This is a genomic window from Bdellovibrio bacteriovorus (genome assembly GCF_002208115.1).
Classification (GTDB): Bacteria; Bdellovibrionota; Bdellovibrionia; order Bdellovibrionales; family Bdellovibrionaceae; genus Bdellovibrio; species Bdellovibrio bacteriovorus_C.
This window is the reverse complement of sequence record NZ_CP020946.1, coordinates 3,091,546-3,108,013: the sequence shown is the minus strand read 5'-3', so window position 1 is coordinate 3,108,013 and position 16,468 is coordinate 3,091,546. Positions and strand designations below refer to the sequence as shown.

Below are 16,468 nucleotides of genomic sequence, written 5' to 3'. Positions count from 1 at the left end.
ATAAAGCTGATGAGATTTAGAATGATAAAACCACAGGCTCTAATTTTACTTCTGACTCTGACCTGCACACCCGCCTTGGCCGCAAATGTTTACACGTTTGCAGACTGTCTGGAACTGGTGAAAAAGAACAACGCCGAGCTCATCGCCGCCGAACAAAGTCTGGAATCAGCCCGGTACAATCTGAATGCTTCTTACAGCAACTATCTGCCCCAAATCTCGGCGAACCTGGGATACCAAAAGGGTGAAACGGATCAAGTGGAAAGCGAAGGTTATTCGGCAACTTTGAATGCCACTCAAAATGTTTTTAACGGATTTTCCGATATGGCGAAGGTCTCTGAAAACGAGGGCAAGCTGAAGGTGGCGGAGGCCAGTCTGCGCACCGTGAAGGCCAAGATCAGCTACGATTTAAAATCCGCCTTCGCCAATGTCATTTATGCCCAGGAGTCTTTAAAGCTGACCCGAAGTATTCAAAAACGACGGGCAGACAACCTGAACATGGTCGAACTGCGCTTTCAAAGCGGGCGCGAGAACAAAGGTTCAGTGCTGCTGTCCAAAGCCTACCTGAAACAAGCCCAGTTGGATGTGCTGAAAGCCGAAAACTTCTTTAACACTTCTCGCAGCTCTCTGATTCGTGTGACGGGTTTAAGCCCTGACGCAGAATTTGAAGTTCAAGGCAAAGCCCCGGAAAGCAATCCTTCATCTGTGACTCCATCCTTTACAAAGCTTGCAGAACAAACTCCGGAACACCAACAGGCCCAAGGGCAGATTCAAAGTGCCGAGGCGGGATTAAGCAATTCCAGGTCTGAATTTTTACCATCATTGGATTTAAGCGGCTCTGTGGGTAACACGGGGGAAAGCTGGTATCCGGAGCGTGATCGCTGGAGTGTTGGAGCCACCTTGTCCTGGTCTCTGTTTTCGGGTGGCAAAGACTATTTCACCAATAAGAGCGCCTTCGCGCAAAAGCTGGTTGCCGAAAACACCTGGAAAAACTCAGAACTTGAAATCATCGTGAAGCTTCGTCAGGCCTTTGCGGAATTCACGGAAGCGGTAGAGCAGGTCAAAGTCAGTGATGCCTTCGTCGAAGCGGGCAGCGTGCGTGCCGAAATCGGGCGCAGTAAATACAACAACGGGCTTACGACCTTTGATGATTGGGACAAGATTGAAAATGATCTGATTTCCTATCAAAAGGATCAGACCCTGAAACGTCGTGATAGGGTGGTGGCGGAAGCCAACTGGGAAAAAACACAAGGTGTAGGAGTGCTGCCATGAAATCATCAAAGAAACTAAGCTGGATCCTGGGGTGCCTTGTCGTCGTTGTCGCAGCGGGCTTTTACCTTTGGAAAAAGGAAGACGGAAATGCTCCGGTCTTTCGTGAAATCCCTGTCATCGCAGGTGATTTGGACGTGACGATTCTTTCAACGGGCACCGTGCAGCCGAAAAACCGTCTTGAAATCAAAGCCCCGGTGGCGGGCCGCATTGAACAGATTCTGGCGAAAGAAGGCCAGCAGATCCGCAAAGGTCAGATTCTGGCCTGGATGAGTTCCACTGAAAGAGCGGCGATGTTGGACGCCGCCCGCGCACAAGGGGCTGAAGAATACAAAAAATGGTCTGAACTTTATCTGGCAACCCCGGTGATTGCGCCGATTGCAGGTACTCTGATTCTGAAGAATGTTGAACCGGGACAGACCTTCACGAACACCGACGCGATTTTTGTGATGTCCGATCGCCTGACTGTGAAGGCCCAGGTGGATGAAACCGATATTGCCCAAATCAAACTGAAAGAAAAAGCCACCATCGTATTGGATGCTTATCCGCAAAGCCCATTGCCAGCGACGGTGGATCAGATCGCCTTTGATGCGACCACGGTCAATAACGTCACCACGTATCTGGTGGATGTGATTCCTGATAACACTCCGGATTTCATGCGAAGCGGGATGACGGCGAATGTGACCTTCACGATCGCATCCAAAAAAGGTGTCCTGCTGGTGCCAAGTGAAGCCTTGCGTGTCAGTCAGGGGCGCACTGAAGTTCTGGTAAAGGTGCCCGGTTCCAAGCCCGCTCCGCGCGAAGTGCGCACGGGCATCACCGATGGCCGCAACACCGAAGTGGTGGAAGGCTTAAGTGAAGGTGACGTAGTTCTGGTCACGCAGTTTAAGCTGGGAGAAAAATCCTCGGGAGGATCCAATCCATTTGGTCCTCCGTCAGCTCCGCGCCGGGGTCGCCAATGATTGATATCAAGGGCATACGCAAATCCTATCAGATGGGCGACACGAAAGTGGACGTCCTTAAAGGCATCAGTCTGAAGATTGAGCGCGGGGATTTCGTGGCCATCATGGGGCCTTCAGGTTCCGGCAAATCAACCCTGATGCACATTCTGGGGTTATTGGATGTTCCCAGCGAGGGCAGTTACAACCTCAATGGCCGTGAAGTGGCGGATCTCAGTGAAGACGAGCTGGCCATTGTTCGCCGGGAAGAAATCGGTTTTATTTTTCAACAGTTCAATCTGCTTCCGCGCATGGAAGCCTGGCAAAACGTGTCCCTGCCGCTGATTTACAGCGAGGATGGGTTTAGCTATGACAAAGCTCACACGCTTTTGGACAAGGTCGGTCTGGCTGAAAGAATCCATCACAAATCCAATGAACTGTCCGGGGGACAGCAACAGCGTATCGCCATTGCTAGGTCTTTGATTAATAATCCCCGCATTATTTTTGCCGATGAACCCACGGGAAATCTGGATTCAAAAAGCGAAAAAGAAATCATGCAGATCCTGCACAAGCTGAATGATCAGGGGATCACGATCATCGTCGTCACCCACGAAGAAGAAATCGGTCAGCAGGCTAAGCGTTTGATCCGCCTGCGGGACGGAGTGATTCAATCTGATGAGCGCCTTCAGGCTTTGCCCGCAGCACCCACTATCGCGCAGGAAAAACGACGGGAAAAGCCGGCAAAATGGCCGGTGCGTGAAATGATTGAGCATCTTCATCAGGGATTCCAAACCCTGGCGGCCAATAAAGTCCGCTCGGGTCTTTCCATGCTGGGGATCTTGATTGGTGTCGCTGCGGTTGTGGGAATGCTGGCGCTGGGGACGGGCGCTCGGCAAAGCATCGAAAAGCAGTTGTCCTCTTTGGGTTCGAATCTTCTGGTTTTGCGCGCAGGCAATGTGCGGGTGGGCGGGGTGATGCAGGAATCCGGAGTGCGCATTCGGATTTCTTTGGATGACGTTAACACTATTAAAAATCAAATCAGCGGGATTAAAGACGTATCGCCATCCTCGTCGGGGCGAGGGCAGATCACTTACCTGAATAAAAACTGGAACACGCAGGTCATGGGGGTGGCGCCCGCGTACGAACAAATGCGTGCAAGCACGCCGATCTTTGGCCGTTTCTTTTCCGAGGAAGAAAATCAGCGCCGCATGCTTGTGGCAGTCATTGGCACCACGGTGGCCCGTGAACTTTTCGGAGATAAATCCCCGATTGGCGAGATGATTAAAATCAACAAAGTGAACTTTCGAGTGATCGGAGTTCTGCCGGAAAAGGGCGCGGCGGGCCCGCAGGATCAGGATGACCGAATCCTGGTTCCGGTGGTGACGGCGATGTATCGTCTATTCGGAAAAAATTATGTGGATTCGGTGGATATCGAAGTTCGCGATGCCGCGGATATTCCGGATGTGCAGGATTCACTGCAAGAGCTGATGAACAAACGCCATCGGGTGCCGGTGTCATCACAAGGTGACGCATTTAATGTTTTCAATATGGCCGATATTCAGCAGGCGCTGAATTCCACCAGTCAGACCTTGTCGATGCTGCTGGCGTCGATTGCGGCAATTTCTTTGGTGGTGGGCGGTATCGGGATCATGAACATCATGCTGGTGTCCGTGACGGAACGAACCAAAGAAATCGGTTTGCGCAAAGCCATCGGCGCGCGCCGGCGGGATATTCTTTTGCAGTTCCTGGCTGAATCCATCGTTGTCAGTGTGTGCGGTGGACTTTTGGGTATCGCCCTGGGGGTTGGATTTTCGCTGTTGATTTCCAAGGTTCTGGGGTGGTCGACGGTGGTTTCTGCGGGCTCCGTGATACTTTCTTTTGGATTTTCTGCCCTGATTGGGATCGTTTTCGGCAGTTATCCAGCCAGCAAGGCGTCAAAACTGCACCCAATTGAAGCGCTTCGATATGAATAACCGGAAAAAATGACAGAAAAGGCAATCTTGACTGTCTTTAGGGGGCTTCATCCGTTAGAACTTCCGCATTAAATAAACCACCGGAGGTTCTTATGAAGGCTTTGTTGATCGCCGCTTTGATGTTTGTTTCCGCACCTGCATTTGCTGGAAAAATGAAAGAAATCTATATCATGACGACGGATAGCATTCTTGAAAACTTCGGTTTCGATGATTCTCAAGTTCAGATTGATGACTACAAATTCGTGACTGTTGAAGGTGAAGATCTGGCAGTCCAAACGACTGTTCGTGTTTACTACACTCGCGCAGTTTACACTTGCGTGACTACTTTCAAAAAGACTGAACACTTCTACGACGTTAAAAATCTGCGTTGCAAATAGTGGTTCCGCTGCATATTTGGAAAATAAAAAAGGGGCTGAAAAGCCCCTTTTTTCATTCTTAAAGACCCCGAAAGGTCTTTTGAATTTAGCCCTTTTCTTCCGGGCCGCCGTTGATGTCTTCTTTCAACTCTTTACCAACTTTGAAGAACGGAAGTTTCTTTTCATCAACATTGATGATCTCACCAGTGCGTGGGTTACGTCCTTTGTAAGCACCGTACTGACGGTTCACAAATGAACCAAAACCACGGATTTCAATACGGTCATCGCGCATCAAAGCTTCCACCATAGAATCAAAAATAGTGTTTACTACAGTTTCTGCTTTTACACGGGTGATACCCGCTTTTTCAGAAATCAAATTTATCAAATCTGCTTTTGTCATTCGGACCTACTTAAAGTATTGATAACACTCTCGATTATACAGAAGAGAAGGGGGCTGACTACCACTTTTCAATGATTTAACTCAATGCTTCTTATACAGACCCGTGTTGAGCAGGATTTTACGATAGGCATCAAGCACGGACTGGACCATTTTGGCCGTATCAAACAGGTCAACGACCTTCTGGCGGGCCCGATCGCCGATTTCATCCGCCGGCATGGTGCCAGAGAAGATCTCAACCAATAGGTTCGACATAGAGTCGACATCCGCCGGGCGAAGCAGGAATCCATCCCGACCATCTTCGATGATATTGGCAATTGGGGACACTTCTGAGCCCAAAACGACCTTCTTTTGGGCCATGGCCTCTAGGGTGGAGGGCTCAAAACCCGTGGTTCGGGAGCCCATATTCACAAAGGCATCGCCTAAAACGATGTAATCTTCCAGTTCTCCGGCCGGGATCGCCCCGGTCAGAATCACGCGGTTCCCCAGGGCCAGGTTCAAAACCTGGAACTCAATGTCTTTGAATTTCGGGCCGTTGCCGACCAACAACAGGTAACTGCCTGGTTTTTTGATGGCGACTTTTTCAAAGGCCCGCAGCAAAGGAATCACTTCCTGCACATCGGTCATGTCGGTGATGGAAACGGCGACGTGGGCATTTTCCGGGATTCCCAGTTTCTTACGCAATTCCAGGGACTTTTCCTTCGGCGTCAGATCTCCAAGTTCAATCCCATAAGGCACGGTGTAGGTGTGGAAGTCCGGATAAAGATAATATCTTTCCAGAATAATGCGCTGTTGCGGGTTGGTGACAAAGATGCCGTCGGCGGTGGAAAGCAACTGGCGATCCCCACCATAGTAAGTGGTCAAAAATTTGTAGGCGGTTGCGACCGCCGTGGTCAGCATACTTCCCAGTGTGTCTTGTTTCATCGCCAAAATGGCAAAAAGCTGGGACATCTGAGTTGCCTCAACGTCATAGGCCACGGCCACTTTGAAATCATCTTTGCGGGTGGCGATGCGATAGCCGGATTTATCGATGCTGTGAACGATGTGAAACGGATCTTCCTTGTGCAGTTGTGCAAACTTCTGACGAACAGCCATTTGGAAGTTCAGATGAGAAAGATTTTTTGCACCTTCGTGAAGATAAAACACCTTCACGCCATCGCGGGTGACTTCCGGTTTTTTTAAGGCAGAGCTGGCGGCAAGAACTGTGACTTTGTGACCTTCGCGGGCCAGACCACGGGCGATCGGCCACAAGAACCCATGATCGGTGGCACGACTGAGAATCGGAAAACGTTGGGACGTCAGACAGATATTGAGTGTTTCCGGCAGTCGGGACTTTTTGGCCATGAAACTATCTTAGATGATTCAAGGCCTTGTTGTACAGACGATTGAGTTCATTCATCGAAGAGTCGATCAGATGGCGGTCTTCGGCCAGTTTTTCCGAAAGGGATTCCGGCAGGCGCAGATGGCTTTTGGCCAGCAGTTTGATCAGATCTTTTTGCAGTTGAGAATGATTCAGCACCCAGCAGTTGATGGTGTTTTTCCAAAGATCGGAGTGAACACTGGTCTGGCGCGTGTCCAGAATCAGCACCGCGTGGGATTGAATCGCACGCAGATAATATTCAGTCATTTCAACCGGTGTGAAGTTTTGTCCGGCCAGCATCAAAGCCGTGCTGCCACTAAGAAGTTGCTGAGTCACCGGGGCAGACAGAGGTCCAGTCAGAACCCAACGATCCGCACACTGGAATTCAGCCATCCATGCGGCGAAGCGCTTGCGATCACGCAGGGTCCAGTGGGCGTAAGTTCCCCACAAAGCCACTTTGTATTTTTGCGCCACCGCCCGCAGTCGCAGGAAATAATCCGAGTCCGGATTAAAGCGGGTTTCATTGAACGGCAGCACCACGTAAGGGGATTTTTTTAAGTTCGCGATTAGCGGCAGTTCACTGCTGTCGATGGCCTCGTCGGTTTGGTCTGTTTTCAAATCCAGCACCGGCGGCAAAATGCCACGGCCCTGGCGATTGGATCGGACATCCAACCCACGAAGTTGTCCCAGGGTTTCCACCGTCGGGCAGGTGATGATGTCACTTTCCTCAACCAGATAACGAACCGGGTTTCGGCGCGACAGACCGTTTTTGATATTCAATAAAGAAGTCGTCAGAACACAAGTCGGATGGGATTTTGCAAAGGTGGAAAGCACCATTTGCGCGGCATTCATTTTATCATCATCCAAAAGCACATGCAGAATCTGGGGTTGCAGGCCGAAAAGTCCTGGGATGATGCGAACGCCTTCCAGGAAACTCCATTTTTTGAAATAGCCCATGAACTCGATGCCGCTGGTGTCGCGGGGAGTTTCGCCATAACTGGTCAGCAGAACCACCTCGTGCTGCTGGGCCTTTAAAGCTTGCGCCAGCTGCCACGAAGTCGCGTTCACATGTTTGCTAACCAGGATTATTTTCGCCATTCCAGTCCCAACGCTTTATAGATCTTGTGAAGGATTTTGCGGTTGGCTTCGGGGATATTACGGTGTTTTAGCTCTTCCGGATGGATCCATTCCAGCATCATGTGGTGCTTGGCCCGAGGCTCGCCCTTCCAGTACAGGATTTCATAAAACAATATGAGAATCCCTACATCTCCGTAGGAATGAGTGCAGGCCAGCTTCAATTCACCGACTTCAGCCTCAATACCGAGCTCTTCGTTCAGTTCGCGGGCCAAAGCTTCTTCCGGGGTTTCGCCGTTTTCAATCTTGCCGCCGGGGAATTCCCACTGGCCGGCCAAAGAGTTGTTTTCAGGGCGCTGACCGACAAGAATCTTGCCGTCTTTGCGCAGAAAACCAGCCACCACCGGGATCCAATGACCCTTGCGGATTTTAGATTTTTTTGGCTTTGATTCAACTGCGCTATCGTCCGTCATTATACCTTCTAGCAACGTCATGGAAGAAACCAGGTCCATGAAATACAAGTGCAGAATAAATTTGAACAAGATCGGCGCCCATTTGCAATCTTTCAAAGACATCTTCTGGGCTCATAATGCCCCCAACACTGACTAAAAGCAGGCCCTCGCGTTTTTTGCCCAAAGTTTGAACAGCAACTTGAAGGGCGCGCTGCGAAAGTTGTTTTAGCGGAGCCCCCGAAAGGCCTCCTTCTGCTGGGAAATGGCATCCTGCGGGACGGGACAGTGTGGTGTTTGTCAGAACAAAACCATCGACACCCAATTCCTGGCAGTTGGACACGGCTTCAGCCAGTCCTTCTTCCCCCATGTCGGGGGAAAGTTTCACCAGCACCGGAGTGGGTTCAAAGTGGGAAACGCGGTCCACGATCGGACCGATCAGGGCACGCAGATTGTCTTTTTTCTGAAGATCTCGAAGGCCCGCCGTATTGGGGCTTGAGATATTCACAACAAAGGCATCTGCAAACGGGCGGAACTGGTCCACCAAGGTCAGGTAATCAGCCACAGCTCCGTTGTTCGGAGTGTGACGGTTTTTTCCGATGTTCACAAAAATCGGCGTGCGGTAGTTCGGCGCATAGGACGCCAGATTGTGAAAAACTTCATCGCCGCCATCAGACGGAAAACCCATCTTGTTCCACATGGCCTGAAGTTCCAGGTCGCGGTCCATGATTTTTCCAGGATTCGGAGTTTGCGCGCGGGGAGTGACGGTGCCGACTTCAACAAAGCCGCAGCCCAGTGCCCACCATTCTTTCAGATGTTCCGCATTTTTATCAACACCACCGGCAATACCCATGGGGTTGGCGAATTCAAGGCCTCGCCAGGTAAAACTCTTCCAGTGCGGAGTTTTTCGTCCGTGAATCAGAGAGTAGAAAGGAAGCCCCAGGGAGCTCAGATCGTGAGCCCACTGGGGTGGTAAAAGCAACCAAGGACGCATTATCTTGGGTACAAGCCTCTGAGCAGCATCGCGCGCTCAAGACGTTGAACAGAAACCGCCATTGCAGCAGATCTCATATCAATGTTCTTTTCTTTGGCCAAACCGTAACCTTTGTCGAAGGCTTTCGTGATGATGCCTTTCAGGCGACCATTCACTTCTTCCTCGTCCCAGAAGTAAGACATGGTGTCTTGAACCCACTCGAAGTAGGAAACGATCACACCACCGCCGTTGGCGATAACGTCCGGAGCGATGAAGACACCGCGTTTATGAAGGATTTTTGTCGCAGCATTGGTGATTGGACCGTTGGCGCCTTCCACGATGATTTTTGCCTGGATTTTTTCAGCATTGTGCGTGTCGATCTGGTTTTCCAGAGCGCACGGGAACAAGGCATCACATTTCACTTCAAGCAGCTCTTCATTGCTGATCGGCTGAGCTTTTGGATAACCCTTCAGGAACTTGTGCGCTTTCACGTACTCGTTCACTTCGTTGATGTCCAGACCGTCGCCGTTGAAGATACCACCGGAAACGTCGCTCACTGCCACGATACGGGCACCGCGCTCATGTGCGAATTTCGCCGCGAAGGAGCCCACGTTACCGAAGCCCTGGATCGCGATGGAAGCGCCTTTCATGCTCATGTTGCAAACTTCGAAAGCTTTTTCTGCAACATACACAACACCCAAGCCGGTCGCATGGTTACGACCCAAAGAACCACCGATTTCCACCGGTTTGCCAGTCACCACGCCCGGTTGAGCGAAGCCACCTTGTTCCTGAGAGTAAGTGTCCATGAACCAAGCCATCGTCTGTGGATCTGTGCCCACGTCCGGAGCAGGAATGTCTTTTGTCGGGCCCACGAAAGGACCGATTTCAGAAGCATAACGACGAGTCAGGTTTTGTTTTTCAGTGCGGGAAAGTTTGGTCGGATCAACAGTGATGCCACCCTTTGCGCCGCCCAAAGGCAGACCCAAAACAGAGTTTTTAAAGGTCATCAAAGCCGCAAGGCCGACAACTTCGGAAAGATCCACGTTTTGGTGATAACGGATACCGCCTTTGTAAGGACCCAAAGTTGGAGAGTACTGTACACGGTAGCCCGTGAATACTTTCACACTGTGATCGTCCATACGAACAGGGACGGAAACTGTGATGCAACGACGAGGTCTTTTTAGACGCTCAAGGATGTTGGGATCGCAGTTGATAATTTTAGCAGCTTCATCGAGAGTTTGAATGGCGTTTCTGAAAAGAGGCCCGTCATAGAGAGGCTCTATCTTGTGTTCCATGATATGTGTCTCCTTAAGTACACGGTGAAATGTTAGTGAAGTAAATACTCAAAGTCACTCCGGAAAAAGGTGATGACTCAGTGGTTCTTTTTGACCACAATGAGCCTATGCTTCAGTCGTGGTTTAGCCTATTTAGCGTCCTTTTATTCAGTCCCCAACTTTACGCCCAAAGCCCCCAAAGAGCTTTCATGGAGCAGTTCCAAAGCTCCCGAATCAGCTTTCCGGCCGAGGATTCTCCATTGCTGGGGGACAGCCCGGGGCGTTATCCGGAGCCGCTGAATTTTATCATGACGAATGTCATCAGTTGGATCCCCACAGGTGAGCCAAAACTGATGTCTTCAGGTTGCACGCCCGAGGTGTGGGCGGCCCGCATGCAGGACAGCCGGGTGCAGAAGTCAGCCCAGCTACAAGGGGCGTTGGTTCAGAAATACTTCCAGGACTGCCGGTCTGAACTGGAAACGGAAGACAACGGATATCTGGTCAACCTGCGCCGGATGATGACGATGAAGTACGATCCGCAGGGGCATCCGTTCCTGCGCCGGGTGGTGGTGAATCTGCCGGGCAACGTAAAACTGAAAGGTCTGTTGGGACTGAAGGGCGATATGAAACGCCGCCCGCTGGTGATTGTGCGCCTGGGTATTTTTTCGAACGTCGAGGACTTTAAGCCGGAGCGCGCTTGGTTGATGATGCTGTTTGAGCAGTCGCCGTTCAATGTACTGATGCTTGAAAACATGTCGAGTCCCGACTTTGTTGCCAATAACAGCCGCTTCTCTTTCGGTGGCTATGATGAGGGCATTCAAAACATTCTGGTCGCACGCCTGCTGCAGGATCCGATTGAGCCATTGTCACAGATGGTGGACAGCGTGCATGTGTTCGGTGTCAGTCTGGGTGGGCACGGTGTGCTTTATTCGTCTTTGCTGAACAAGTACAATTCACCCAAGCGCGGACCGCTGATCAACAGTTTCACGGCCCTGTGCCCGGTGGTGAACTTGCGTTCGACCATGGAATCACTGACCCACAGCGGAGTAAAATCAGCGTTTGTGGACCTGTGGAGCCGTCAGCGGCTGAAAGGTCTTGATCAGAAAATTCCATCACTGGTCACCTATGACAATTTTTCTTTCCTGAGCAAAGCCATATCCGAAATTGCGCGCACTTATCATGGCGGTCTTTCTTATGTGAACGCGGTGAAGCTGCCTCCTGGCCAGGAAGACAGTATTCATTTCTGGGAACTGAATGATTTCTGGCGCCACTACAAACAAGTGGAAGAGCCGGTCTTGATTTACGCGACCGAACAGGATCCGGCGGTTCCTTATGATCTGAATGCCCAGATGCTCTTGAACAAAGATCTGAAAGTCGACAGTAAAAATATCCGCGTTGTGGAGCTGCCGCAAGGGGTGCATTGCACATTACCGATTCCTTATGACTGGAGTGCTTTGACCTCGCTGTTCCAGTCCTACATTCTGTCGCATTCGCCGAATTTTAAAATGACCGAACAGAAACTGGAAATGGATCTTTCTGACGAGGAATGGACCGGCTTTTTTGATTCCGGTTCCAGCGTGAAGTTTGAAGTTGAAGAGCCGGGTAAAAAACAGGGCTTCGTCACTGTGGCGCTGGAAGTGGAAAACGCCAAGGGCAAAACCAAATCCATGAGCCTGAGTCTGCCCCTGTCGCAGTTTGATTTCCGCTTCTTCAACAAGGACATGACGGGATCTGAACAGGAAATGATTGTGCGCTGGCTGAATCAAAATTTGAAAGTGCGCATTGATCAAAGCAAGGGCAAGGCTTTGCTTGTAGCCGCCTGGCCCGTGGCCCTTTAGTTATTTTGTCAGTGCGTCTCTGAAGAAGTCCGAATGTTCCGCCAGCTTTTCCACGTAGCCCTGCACATCCTCTTTTGCCTCTGCCGACAGACGGTGGAAAGGAGTGATGTGCTCGTCCGGCACATAACGGAAGGTGAAGTTGATCCGGCGGGTTTCAAAGTTTGAAATCTCGTTAAGCGGGAAAGAATCCCCGGATTTGCGGTCCACGCGCTGAACGCGGTGGAAAAGATGTTTTTTGAATTTATCCCCGCCAAAAATCTGCAAGGAACTGTCGTCCAGCCATTGCTGAAAAACCGCATTGGATTTGGATTCTGTGCCCTGGCTTGAAACAAACTGGAAGAAGGCGCGTTCCCCGAAAGAAATCGACGCCACCGGGCCGGGTTCAAAATCCTTGTGTTCACCCACGCGGGCGCAGTCGTTCTTTTTGCCATCCTCACCGATTTGATCACCGTAATAGTTGATCAGACACGTGTTCAAATGCCAGCCGCGCGGAATATCTCTGGGTGCATAGGTGTCATGCACCAGCGCTTCGATCTTTTGGATCAGATATTCCAGAATCGGCGGATACCCTTCGGCAGTGACACAGCGGTTGTAGATGCCTTTGGGCGGATGATAGTAGTTCAGGCAGGCAAATTGCCAGTTCCCCAGCCAGTACACCGGGCGCAGCAGCGGACGCTGTTTTTGGTTTTCCGGGGGCGGATTGTTTTTGGAATAACGCATTTCCCAGATCGGATAGAGCGTCTTCAGGTACGTCATGATCTCGGCCTTTTCGCGGGCGGAGATGTAGTTCTGTTTGTAAATCAATCCATAGGGCAGGGCCTTTTCACCGCCGTCATTGCCGCCTTTTTTCGGGCCTGCGCTGGCGGAACGTGGGGCTGGTTTGGATGGGAATCTGCCTTTGGGTTTAAACATAGGCCATGGGTTCTATCACGAGGCCCCCGGGGCCGCCAAGTGCGGGGTTTTGGGGGTGACAGGCCGGGCCTTTTTGGGCTACAAGGGAAGCTCAATTGCTCCGGGAGAATGAAAAAATGACAACACCCGTAAAGGCCTCCGTGGGTCCTCAGGAAAAAGAACTTCTGCTGAATCAGATCCCTTTCCTTAAAGGCAAAAAAATCCTCATTATCGGTGACGTGGGTCTGGACGAATACGTCATGGGCCAGGTTCGCCGCATCAGCCCCGAAGCACCGGTTCCGGTTTTGGAAGTGGAAGAAGAAGACATGCGCCTGGGTCTGGCTGCCAATGTGGCACAGAACGTGGCAAGCCTTGGCGGGGAAGCCATGCTGGTTTCCGTTGTGGGTGATGACACCGGGGCAAATCTTCTGCGTGAATTGTTCGTAAAAAGCGGCGTGAGCTGGGATTACATGATTGTCGACAAAGCCCGTCCCACCACACGCAAAACCCGCGTGATGGCCAAGCACCATCACCTGGTGCGCGTGGACTATGAATTGCGCAAGTATCTTTCTGCCGAAGCCGAAGCCCGCCTGATTGAAACTGTTGAAAAGAATGTGGCTAAAGCTGACTGTGTGGTGATCGAGGATTACGCCAAAGGTGTGATTTCCCGCAACGTGGTTGAAAAGGTTTCTGCGATCTGCAAAAAACACGGCAAAAAACTGATGGTCGATCCACATCGCAACAACCACGGCTCTTTCTATCAGGGCGTGGATTTGATCAAGCCGAATTATGATGAGGCAGTTGTGCTGACGGGAATGGATTTCGATGATCTGCGTGACAATCCGAACAAGGTTGTTGATGTTGCTCGCGCCCTGCAAAAACTGACGGGCGCTAAAGACGTGGTTCTGACTCGTGGTAAAGACGGCATGACCATTGTATCTGGTGATGAAATCACGGAAGTTCCAACTTATGCCCGCAAGGTCTTTGACGTGACGGGTGCCGGTGACACGGTGATTGCCGCTTTGTCTTTGGGGTTGATGTCTGGTTTGTCACTGGTTCATTCTTGCATGCTGGCGAACTATGCGGCCGGCGTGGTTGTGGGTAAGGTGGGCTGCGTGCCTTGTGAAATCCCAGAACTGAAAGAATACATTCAGACCGCACATTAAAAGGGACCTGCCATGCAAAAGACTTACACAGTGAACAGCAAACTTTTGCCGGCGGGTTTTCCTCGAGAGTTCGACGCACATATTTACTTTAAGGATGCGAGCCTGCAAAAGGCCGAGCATCTTCGTGCTGAAGCCATTCGCATGTTTGAAGGCAAGAAGGTCTTCGTTGGCGAGATGATTCCTGAAGCCATCGGTCCGCATCCGGTGCCTATGTTTGAAATCAATTTCCCCAAAGAACATTTTACGGAAGTGGTCCTGTGGCTTATGCATGAGCGCGGGGACCTGTCGGTCCTGGTCCATGAATTGACCGGGGATGATCTTTACGACCATACCCAGGCTGCCATGTGGCTGGGTCCTGCTGTTGAGCTCAAATACGATAGATTTAAGTGATCTTCTGCTTTTTTTGTGATTTTCGGACTGGTGCCGGGGCCTCAGGATGTTATACTGGGGTTCAGGCAGCATGGAAATCTTGGGCTGCTCGTCTCAAAATGATATTCGATTCTGTACGCTGATACTCGATATTCGTTTCCTGTTAATTATCGATACTGAACCATAAAGTGCTCGCGTCCCAACAATGTTTCGCCAACAAAAGGACATGCTATGAACGTTCAGATTATATCGTTTCACTGTGTTCTTAAAAACAAACTGGGGCAGGTCATCAGCTCAACCTACAATCGTGATGTGATGACAGCGGCTCCGGGCCCAGAGCATGCTTTGCCGGGGCTTTCCGATGGTCTCAAGAATCTTCGCAAGGGCGAAAAACGCCAGATTGAATTGAGTGCGGCAGAAGCTTATGGCTACTACGACACCACGAAAGTTTTGGAAGTGGCCCGGGAATCTTTGGTGGGCAGTCCGAAACTGAAAGTCGGGGAAAGTATCCTGTTTGCCCGTGAAGGCAAGAAGGCGGAAAAATTCCGCGTAACAGAGCTTTCCAAGGATCGTATTACGCTGGATGCGAATCATCCGCTGGCGGGGCAGGATCTGATTTTTGAAATTGAGGCCTTGGAGGTTCGTGAAGCGACCCCCGAAGAGGTTCAAGAGTCGCTGCCGGAAGCAGACGATGGGGATCGTCTGCACTGACGGCCCTGTGGTCCTTTAGGGAAGCAGTTGCCACAGGCGCAAAGAATTTTTGTAGTGATCGTCGTAGATACCGGCGATTGGCAGCAGTTCGTGCAACACCAGCAGTCTTTTTTGTTTTATATCCAAAGACTTCCATGCAGATCTGGAGACGACGATTCGGGGCGGGATCGTCAGGGGTTGGTTGACCGCCGCCACTTCTCGTCCATCCAGATTCAAAACTTCAACCGACGCCACCAAAACTGCTGTACGGGCTTCCTCCAGAACTTCGCGCTGGATCGCGGCTTCGTTTTCCAAAGGCAAAGTCAGCGGCAGTTGTTGTAAGGTTGAGTCCACAACAAACAGAAATTCTGCGGCATAAGGATCACCGCCGTTTGTTTCCTGACCATCCTGCAGAGGTGAAGCGTGAGTGGAAGCGCCCAATGTCATCAATAGCGTCAATATGAACTTCATACGGTCTCCTCTTTAACCGGATACAGGGCGCTGCTGAAGTTGTAGACTGCATTCAGTTGATGTCTTCTTTTTTCAGCCAGGCGGTGAATGCGATGACGGGCTTCGCGGATGATGTCCTTGATCGCTGGGATGTCATCGGTGTGTATGGCGACAGTCAGGGTGCTGTTGTCCCGTCTCTCCATCGGCACTTCTTCCAGGGCTTTTTGTGCCATTTCCAGATATTTCTTTTGCAGTCCCCGGCGCAGGTCGGTCGTATAAGGAATTGTGACCGTGGTCAGGTTCGACGGAAGGTAGCTTCCGCTTTCCGGGTGCTTGTGCAGAATTTTGTGGTTTTCCAGATACTCGATGGTTTTTTGAATCTGCTCTTCGGTCATTCCGAAAAGATCCGCCAAGGCCGCCATATTGCGGGTGGCGTTTGGTAATTTCAGTGTCTCCAGCAGAATCGGGTGAACCCAGCTATACGTGGATTCAAAGAAATCTGAATTCAGAGGGTTGAATGAATTGGCTCCATTCACCACTCCCTTCAGTTGTTCAGTTTCCTCTGCGGACAGCTTCATGCAATCCACCCACTTTGCCACTGTTTCATCTGACGGAATACGCAGACCGTTCAATACTTTTGATAAAGAACTGGGGTCAGTTTTTAGCAAGCGGGCAAAAGATCTCAGAGAGAATTTGGGATTCTTCTCTTGTCGCTTTTTCAATTGTATCTGCATGAATTGTTGGACTGTCATGGAACAATTAATTCATGACTGTCATTCGCTTTAAAACAAAAAAATGAAATGAAGCGTGGAAATGTGGCTTTAACGCGAGCCACATTGCGCATCGCAATGCGCTTTGGGTGCGGATTTCAGGGCTGGACCAAGGACTTCAAAGCGCATTCCCATTTTCACTTTAAATGCATTTCCACAACATAATGTGGCGACCAAATAGAGCAACACTGAGAAAAACCCGAACCTTTCTATAGATTTGAATGCAGTACGTTT

17 protein-coding genes are annotated in these 16,468 nt (G+C 50.7%); 8 read left to right on the top strand and 9 right to left on the bottom strand.

The annotated features are described in order from the left end of the window. Positions 1 to 21: 21 nt before the first annotated feature. The 4 genes from B9G79_RS14915 to B9G79_RS14900 all read left to right on the top strand — a co-directional run bounded on the left by B9G79_RS14915 (position 22) and on the right by B9G79_RS14900 (position 4,554). On the top strand, positions 22 to 1,269 hold the full coding sequence (locus tag B9G79_RS14915; RefSeq protein WP_088566201.1) for a TolC family protein: 1,248 nt from the start codon (positions 22 to 24) through the stop codon (positions 1,267 to 1,269). Further along, a complete protein-coding gene (locus B9G79_RS14910; RefSeq protein ID WP_088566200.1) occupies positions 1,266 to 2,228 on the top strand; it encodes an efflux RND transporter periplasmic adaptor subunit in 963 nt (320 codons plus the stop codon). The genes B9G79_RS14915 and B9G79_RS14910 overlap by 4 nt, the downstream gene beginning before the upstream one ends. Continuing rightward, entirely contained in the window at positions 2,225 to 4,177 is a 1,953-nt protein-coding gene (locus B9G79_RS14905; protein WP_088566199.1) for an ABC transporter permease, read from the top strand. Before B9G79_RS14910 ends, B9G79_RS14905 begins: the two co-directional genes overlap by 4 nt. 92 nt (positions 4,178 to 4,269) lie before the next feature. Next, the gene (locus tag B9G79_RS14900; protein ID WP_011163271.1) at positions 4,270 to 4,554 is read left to right on the top strand and encodes a hypothetical protein; all 285 of its coding nucleotides are present in this window, start codon (positions 4,270 to 4,272) and stop codon (positions 4,552 to 4,554) included. An 85-nt stretch (positions 4,555 to 4,639) separates the two neighbouring features. Here B9G79_RS14900 and B9G79_RS14895 read toward each other — a convergent pair whose 3' ends face one another. From B9G79_RS14895 to B9G79_RS14870, 6 genes are all read right to left on the bottom strand, one after another. Then, positions 4,640 to 4,933: an HU family DNA-binding protein gene (locus B9G79_RS14895; protein WP_011163272.1), complete on the bottom strand. Its 294-nt coding sequence runs from the start codon at positions 4,931 to 4,933 to the stop codon at positions 4,640 to 4,642. 81 nt (positions 4,934 to 5,014) lie between these two features. Next, complete coding sequence (locus B9G79_RS14890; RefSeq protein ID WP_011163273.1) at positions 5,015 to 6,274, bottom strand: glycosyltransferase family 4 protein; 1,260 nt, start codon at positions 6,272 to 6,274, stop codon at positions 5,015 to 5,017. A gap of 4 nt (positions 6,275 to 6,278) precedes the next feature. Next, complete coding sequence (locus B9G79_RS14885; RefSeq protein ID WP_088566198.1) at positions 6,279 to 7,388, bottom strand: hypothetical protein; 1,110 nt, start codon at positions 7,386 to 7,388, stop codon at positions 6,279 to 6,281. Then, positions 7,376 to 7,837: an 8-oxo-dGTP diphosphatase MutT gene (gene mutT, locus B9G79_RS14880; RefSeq protein ID WP_088566197.1), complete on the bottom strand. Its 462-nt coding sequence runs from the start codon at positions 7,835 to 7,837 to the stop codon at positions 7,376 to 7,378. Before mutT ends, B9G79_RS14885 begins: the two co-directional genes overlap by 13 nt. Next, the gene (locus B9G79_RS14875) at positions 7,824 to 8,807 is read right to left on the bottom strand and encodes a quinone-dependent dihydroorotate dehydrogenase (protein ID WP_088566196.1); all 984 of its coding nucleotides are present in this window, start codon (positions 8,805 to 8,807) and stop codon (positions 7,824 to 7,826) included. Before B9G79_RS14875 ends, mutT begins: the two co-directional genes overlap by 14 nt. Next, a complete protein-coding gene (locus B9G79_RS14870; RefSeq protein ID WP_088566195.1) occupies positions 8,807 to 10,081 on the bottom strand; it encodes a Glu/Leu/Phe/Val family dehydrogenase in 1,275 nt (424 codons plus the stop codon). The genes B9G79_RS14875 and B9G79_RS14870 overlap by 1 nt, the downstream gene beginning before the upstream one ends. Before the next feature lie 188 nt (positions 10,082 to 10,269). Between B9G79_RS14870 and B9G79_RS14865 the strand changes: the two genes are divergently transcribed. After that, positions 10,270 to 11,898, top strand: coding sequence for a hypothetical protein (locus B9G79_RS14865; RefSeq protein ID WP_232468737.1), 1,629 nt, complete (start codon positions 10,270 to 10,272; stop codon positions 11,896 to 11,898). Here the strand turns inward: B9G79_RS14865 and B9G79_RS14860 are convergent, their stop codons facing one another. Beyond that, positions 11,899 to 12,810 carry an alpha-ketoglutarate-dependent dioxygenase AlkB gene (locus B9G79_RS14860; protein ID WP_088566193.1) on the bottom strand — a complete coding sequence of 304 codons (912 nt, stop codon included), beginning with the start codon at positions 12,808 to 12,810 and terminating at the stop codon, positions 11,899 to 11,901. It lies immediately after the preceding gene. 116 nt (positions 12,811 to 12,926) lie between these two features. Between B9G79_RS14860 and rfaE1 the strand changes: the two genes are divergently transcribed. The 3 genes from rfaE1 to B9G79_RS14845 all read left to right on the top strand — a co-directional run bounded on the left by rfaE1 (position 12,927) and on the right by B9G79_RS14845 (position 15,035). Then, positions 12,927 to 13,955: a D-glycero-beta-D-manno-heptose-7-phosphate kinase gene (gene rfaE1 / locus B9G79_RS14855; protein ID WP_088566192.1), complete on the top strand. Its 1,029-nt coding sequence runs from the start codon at positions 12,927 to 12,929 to the stop codon at positions 13,953 to 13,955. Between the two features lie 12 nt (positions 13,956 to 13,967). Then, the gene (locus B9G79_RS14850) at positions 13,968 to 14,345 is read left to right on the top strand and encodes a DOPA 4,5-dioxygenase family protein (RefSeq protein WP_088566191.1); all 378 of its coding nucleotides are present in this window, start codon (positions 13,968 to 13,970) and stop codon (positions 14,343 to 14,345) included. Between the two features lie 210 nt (positions 14,346 to 14,555). Continuing rightward, positions 14,556 to 15,035 (top strand): FKBP-type peptidyl-prolyl cis-trans isomerase, encoded by a 480-nt coding sequence (locus B9G79_RS14845; protein WP_088566190.1) that lies wholly within the window; start codon positions 14,556 to 14,558, stop codon positions 15,033 to 15,035. Between the two features lie 15 nt (positions 15,036 to 15,050). On the opposite strand, the gene B9G79_RS14840 is transcribed toward B9G79_RS14845, so the two are convergent. Continuing rightward, positions 15,051 to 15,485 carry a hypothetical protein gene (locus B9G79_RS14840; protein WP_088566189.1) on the bottom strand — a complete coding sequence of 145 codons (435 nt, stop codon included), beginning with the start codon at positions 15,483 to 15,485 and terminating at the stop codon, positions 15,051 to 15,053. Then, positions 15,482 to 16,096 (bottom strand): DUF4423 domain-containing protein, encoded by a 615-nt coding sequence (locus B9G79_RS14835; RefSeq protein ID WP_232468735.1) that lies wholly within the window; start codon positions 16,094 to 16,096, stop codon positions 15,482 to 15,484. Before B9G79_RS14835 ends, B9G79_RS14840 begins: the two co-directional genes overlap by 4 nt. Positions 16,097 to 16,468 lie beyond the last annotated feature (372 nt).

Excerpts from the sequence above, each read along its gene's own strand:
- B9G79_RS14915 (WP_088566201.1), top strand. The coding sequence starts at position 22 with ATGATAAAACCACAGGCTCTAATTTTACTTCTGACTCTGACCTGCACA.
- B9G79_RS14910 (WP_088566200.1), top strand. The coding sequence starts at position 1,266 with ATGAAATCATCAAAGAAACTAAGCTGGATCCTGGGGTGCCTTGTCGTC.
- B9G79_RS14905 (WP_088566199.1), top strand. The coding sequence starts at position 2,225 with ATGATTGATATCAAGGGCATACGCAAATCCTATCAGATGGGCGACACG.
- B9G79_RS14900 (WP_011163271.1), top strand. The coding sequence starts at position 4,270 with ATGAAGGCTTTGTTGATCGCCGCTTTGATGTTTGTTTCCGCACCTGCA.
- B9G79_RS14895 (WP_011163272.1), bottom strand. The coding sequence starts at position 4,933 with ATGACAAAAGCAGATTTGATAAATTTGATTTCTGAAAAAGCGGGTATC.
- B9G79_RS14890 (WP_011163273.1), bottom strand. The coding sequence starts at position 6,274 with ATGGCCAAAAAGTCCCGACTGCCGGAAACACTCAATATCTGTCTGACG.
- B9G79_RS14885 (WP_088566198.1), bottom strand. The coding sequence starts at position 7,388 with ATGGCGAAAATAATCCTGGTTAGCAAACATGTGAACGCGACTTCGTGG.
- mutT (WP_088566197.1), bottom strand. The coding sequence starts at position 7,837 with ATGACGGACGATAGCGCAGTTGAATCAAAGCCAAAAAAATCTAAAATC.
- B9G79_RS14875 (WP_088566196.1), bottom strand. The coding sequence starts at position 8,807 with ATGCGTCCTTGGTTGCTTTTACCACCCCAGTGGGCTCACGATCTGAGC.
- B9G79_RS14870 (WP_088566195.1), bottom strand. The coding sequence starts at position 10,081 with ATGGAACACAAGATAGAGCCTCTCTATGACGGGCCTCTTTTCAGAAAC.
- B9G79_RS14865 (WP_232468737.1), top strand. The coding sequence starts at position 10,270 with ATGGAGCAGTTCCAAAGCTCCCGAATCAGCTTTCCGGCCGAGGATTCT.
- B9G79_RS14860 (WP_088566193.1), bottom strand. The coding sequence starts at position 12,810 with ATGTTTAAACCCAAAGGCAGATTCCCATCCAAACCAGCCCCACGTTCC.
- rfaE1 (WP_088566192.1), top strand. The coding sequence starts at position 12,927 with ATGACAACACCCGTAAAGGCCTCCGTGGGTCCTCAGGAAAAAGAACTT.
- B9G79_RS14850 (WP_088566191.1), top strand. The coding sequence starts at position 13,968 with ATGCAAAAGACTTACACAGTGAACAGCAAACTTTTGCCGGCGGGTTTT.
- B9G79_RS14845 (WP_088566190.1), top strand. The coding sequence starts at position 14,556 with ATGAACGTTCAGATTATATCGTTTCACTGTGTTCTTAAAAACAAACTG.
- B9G79_RS14840 (WP_088566189.1), bottom strand. The coding sequence starts at position 15,485 with ATGAAGTTCATATTGACGCTATTGATGACATTGGGCGCTTCCACTCAC.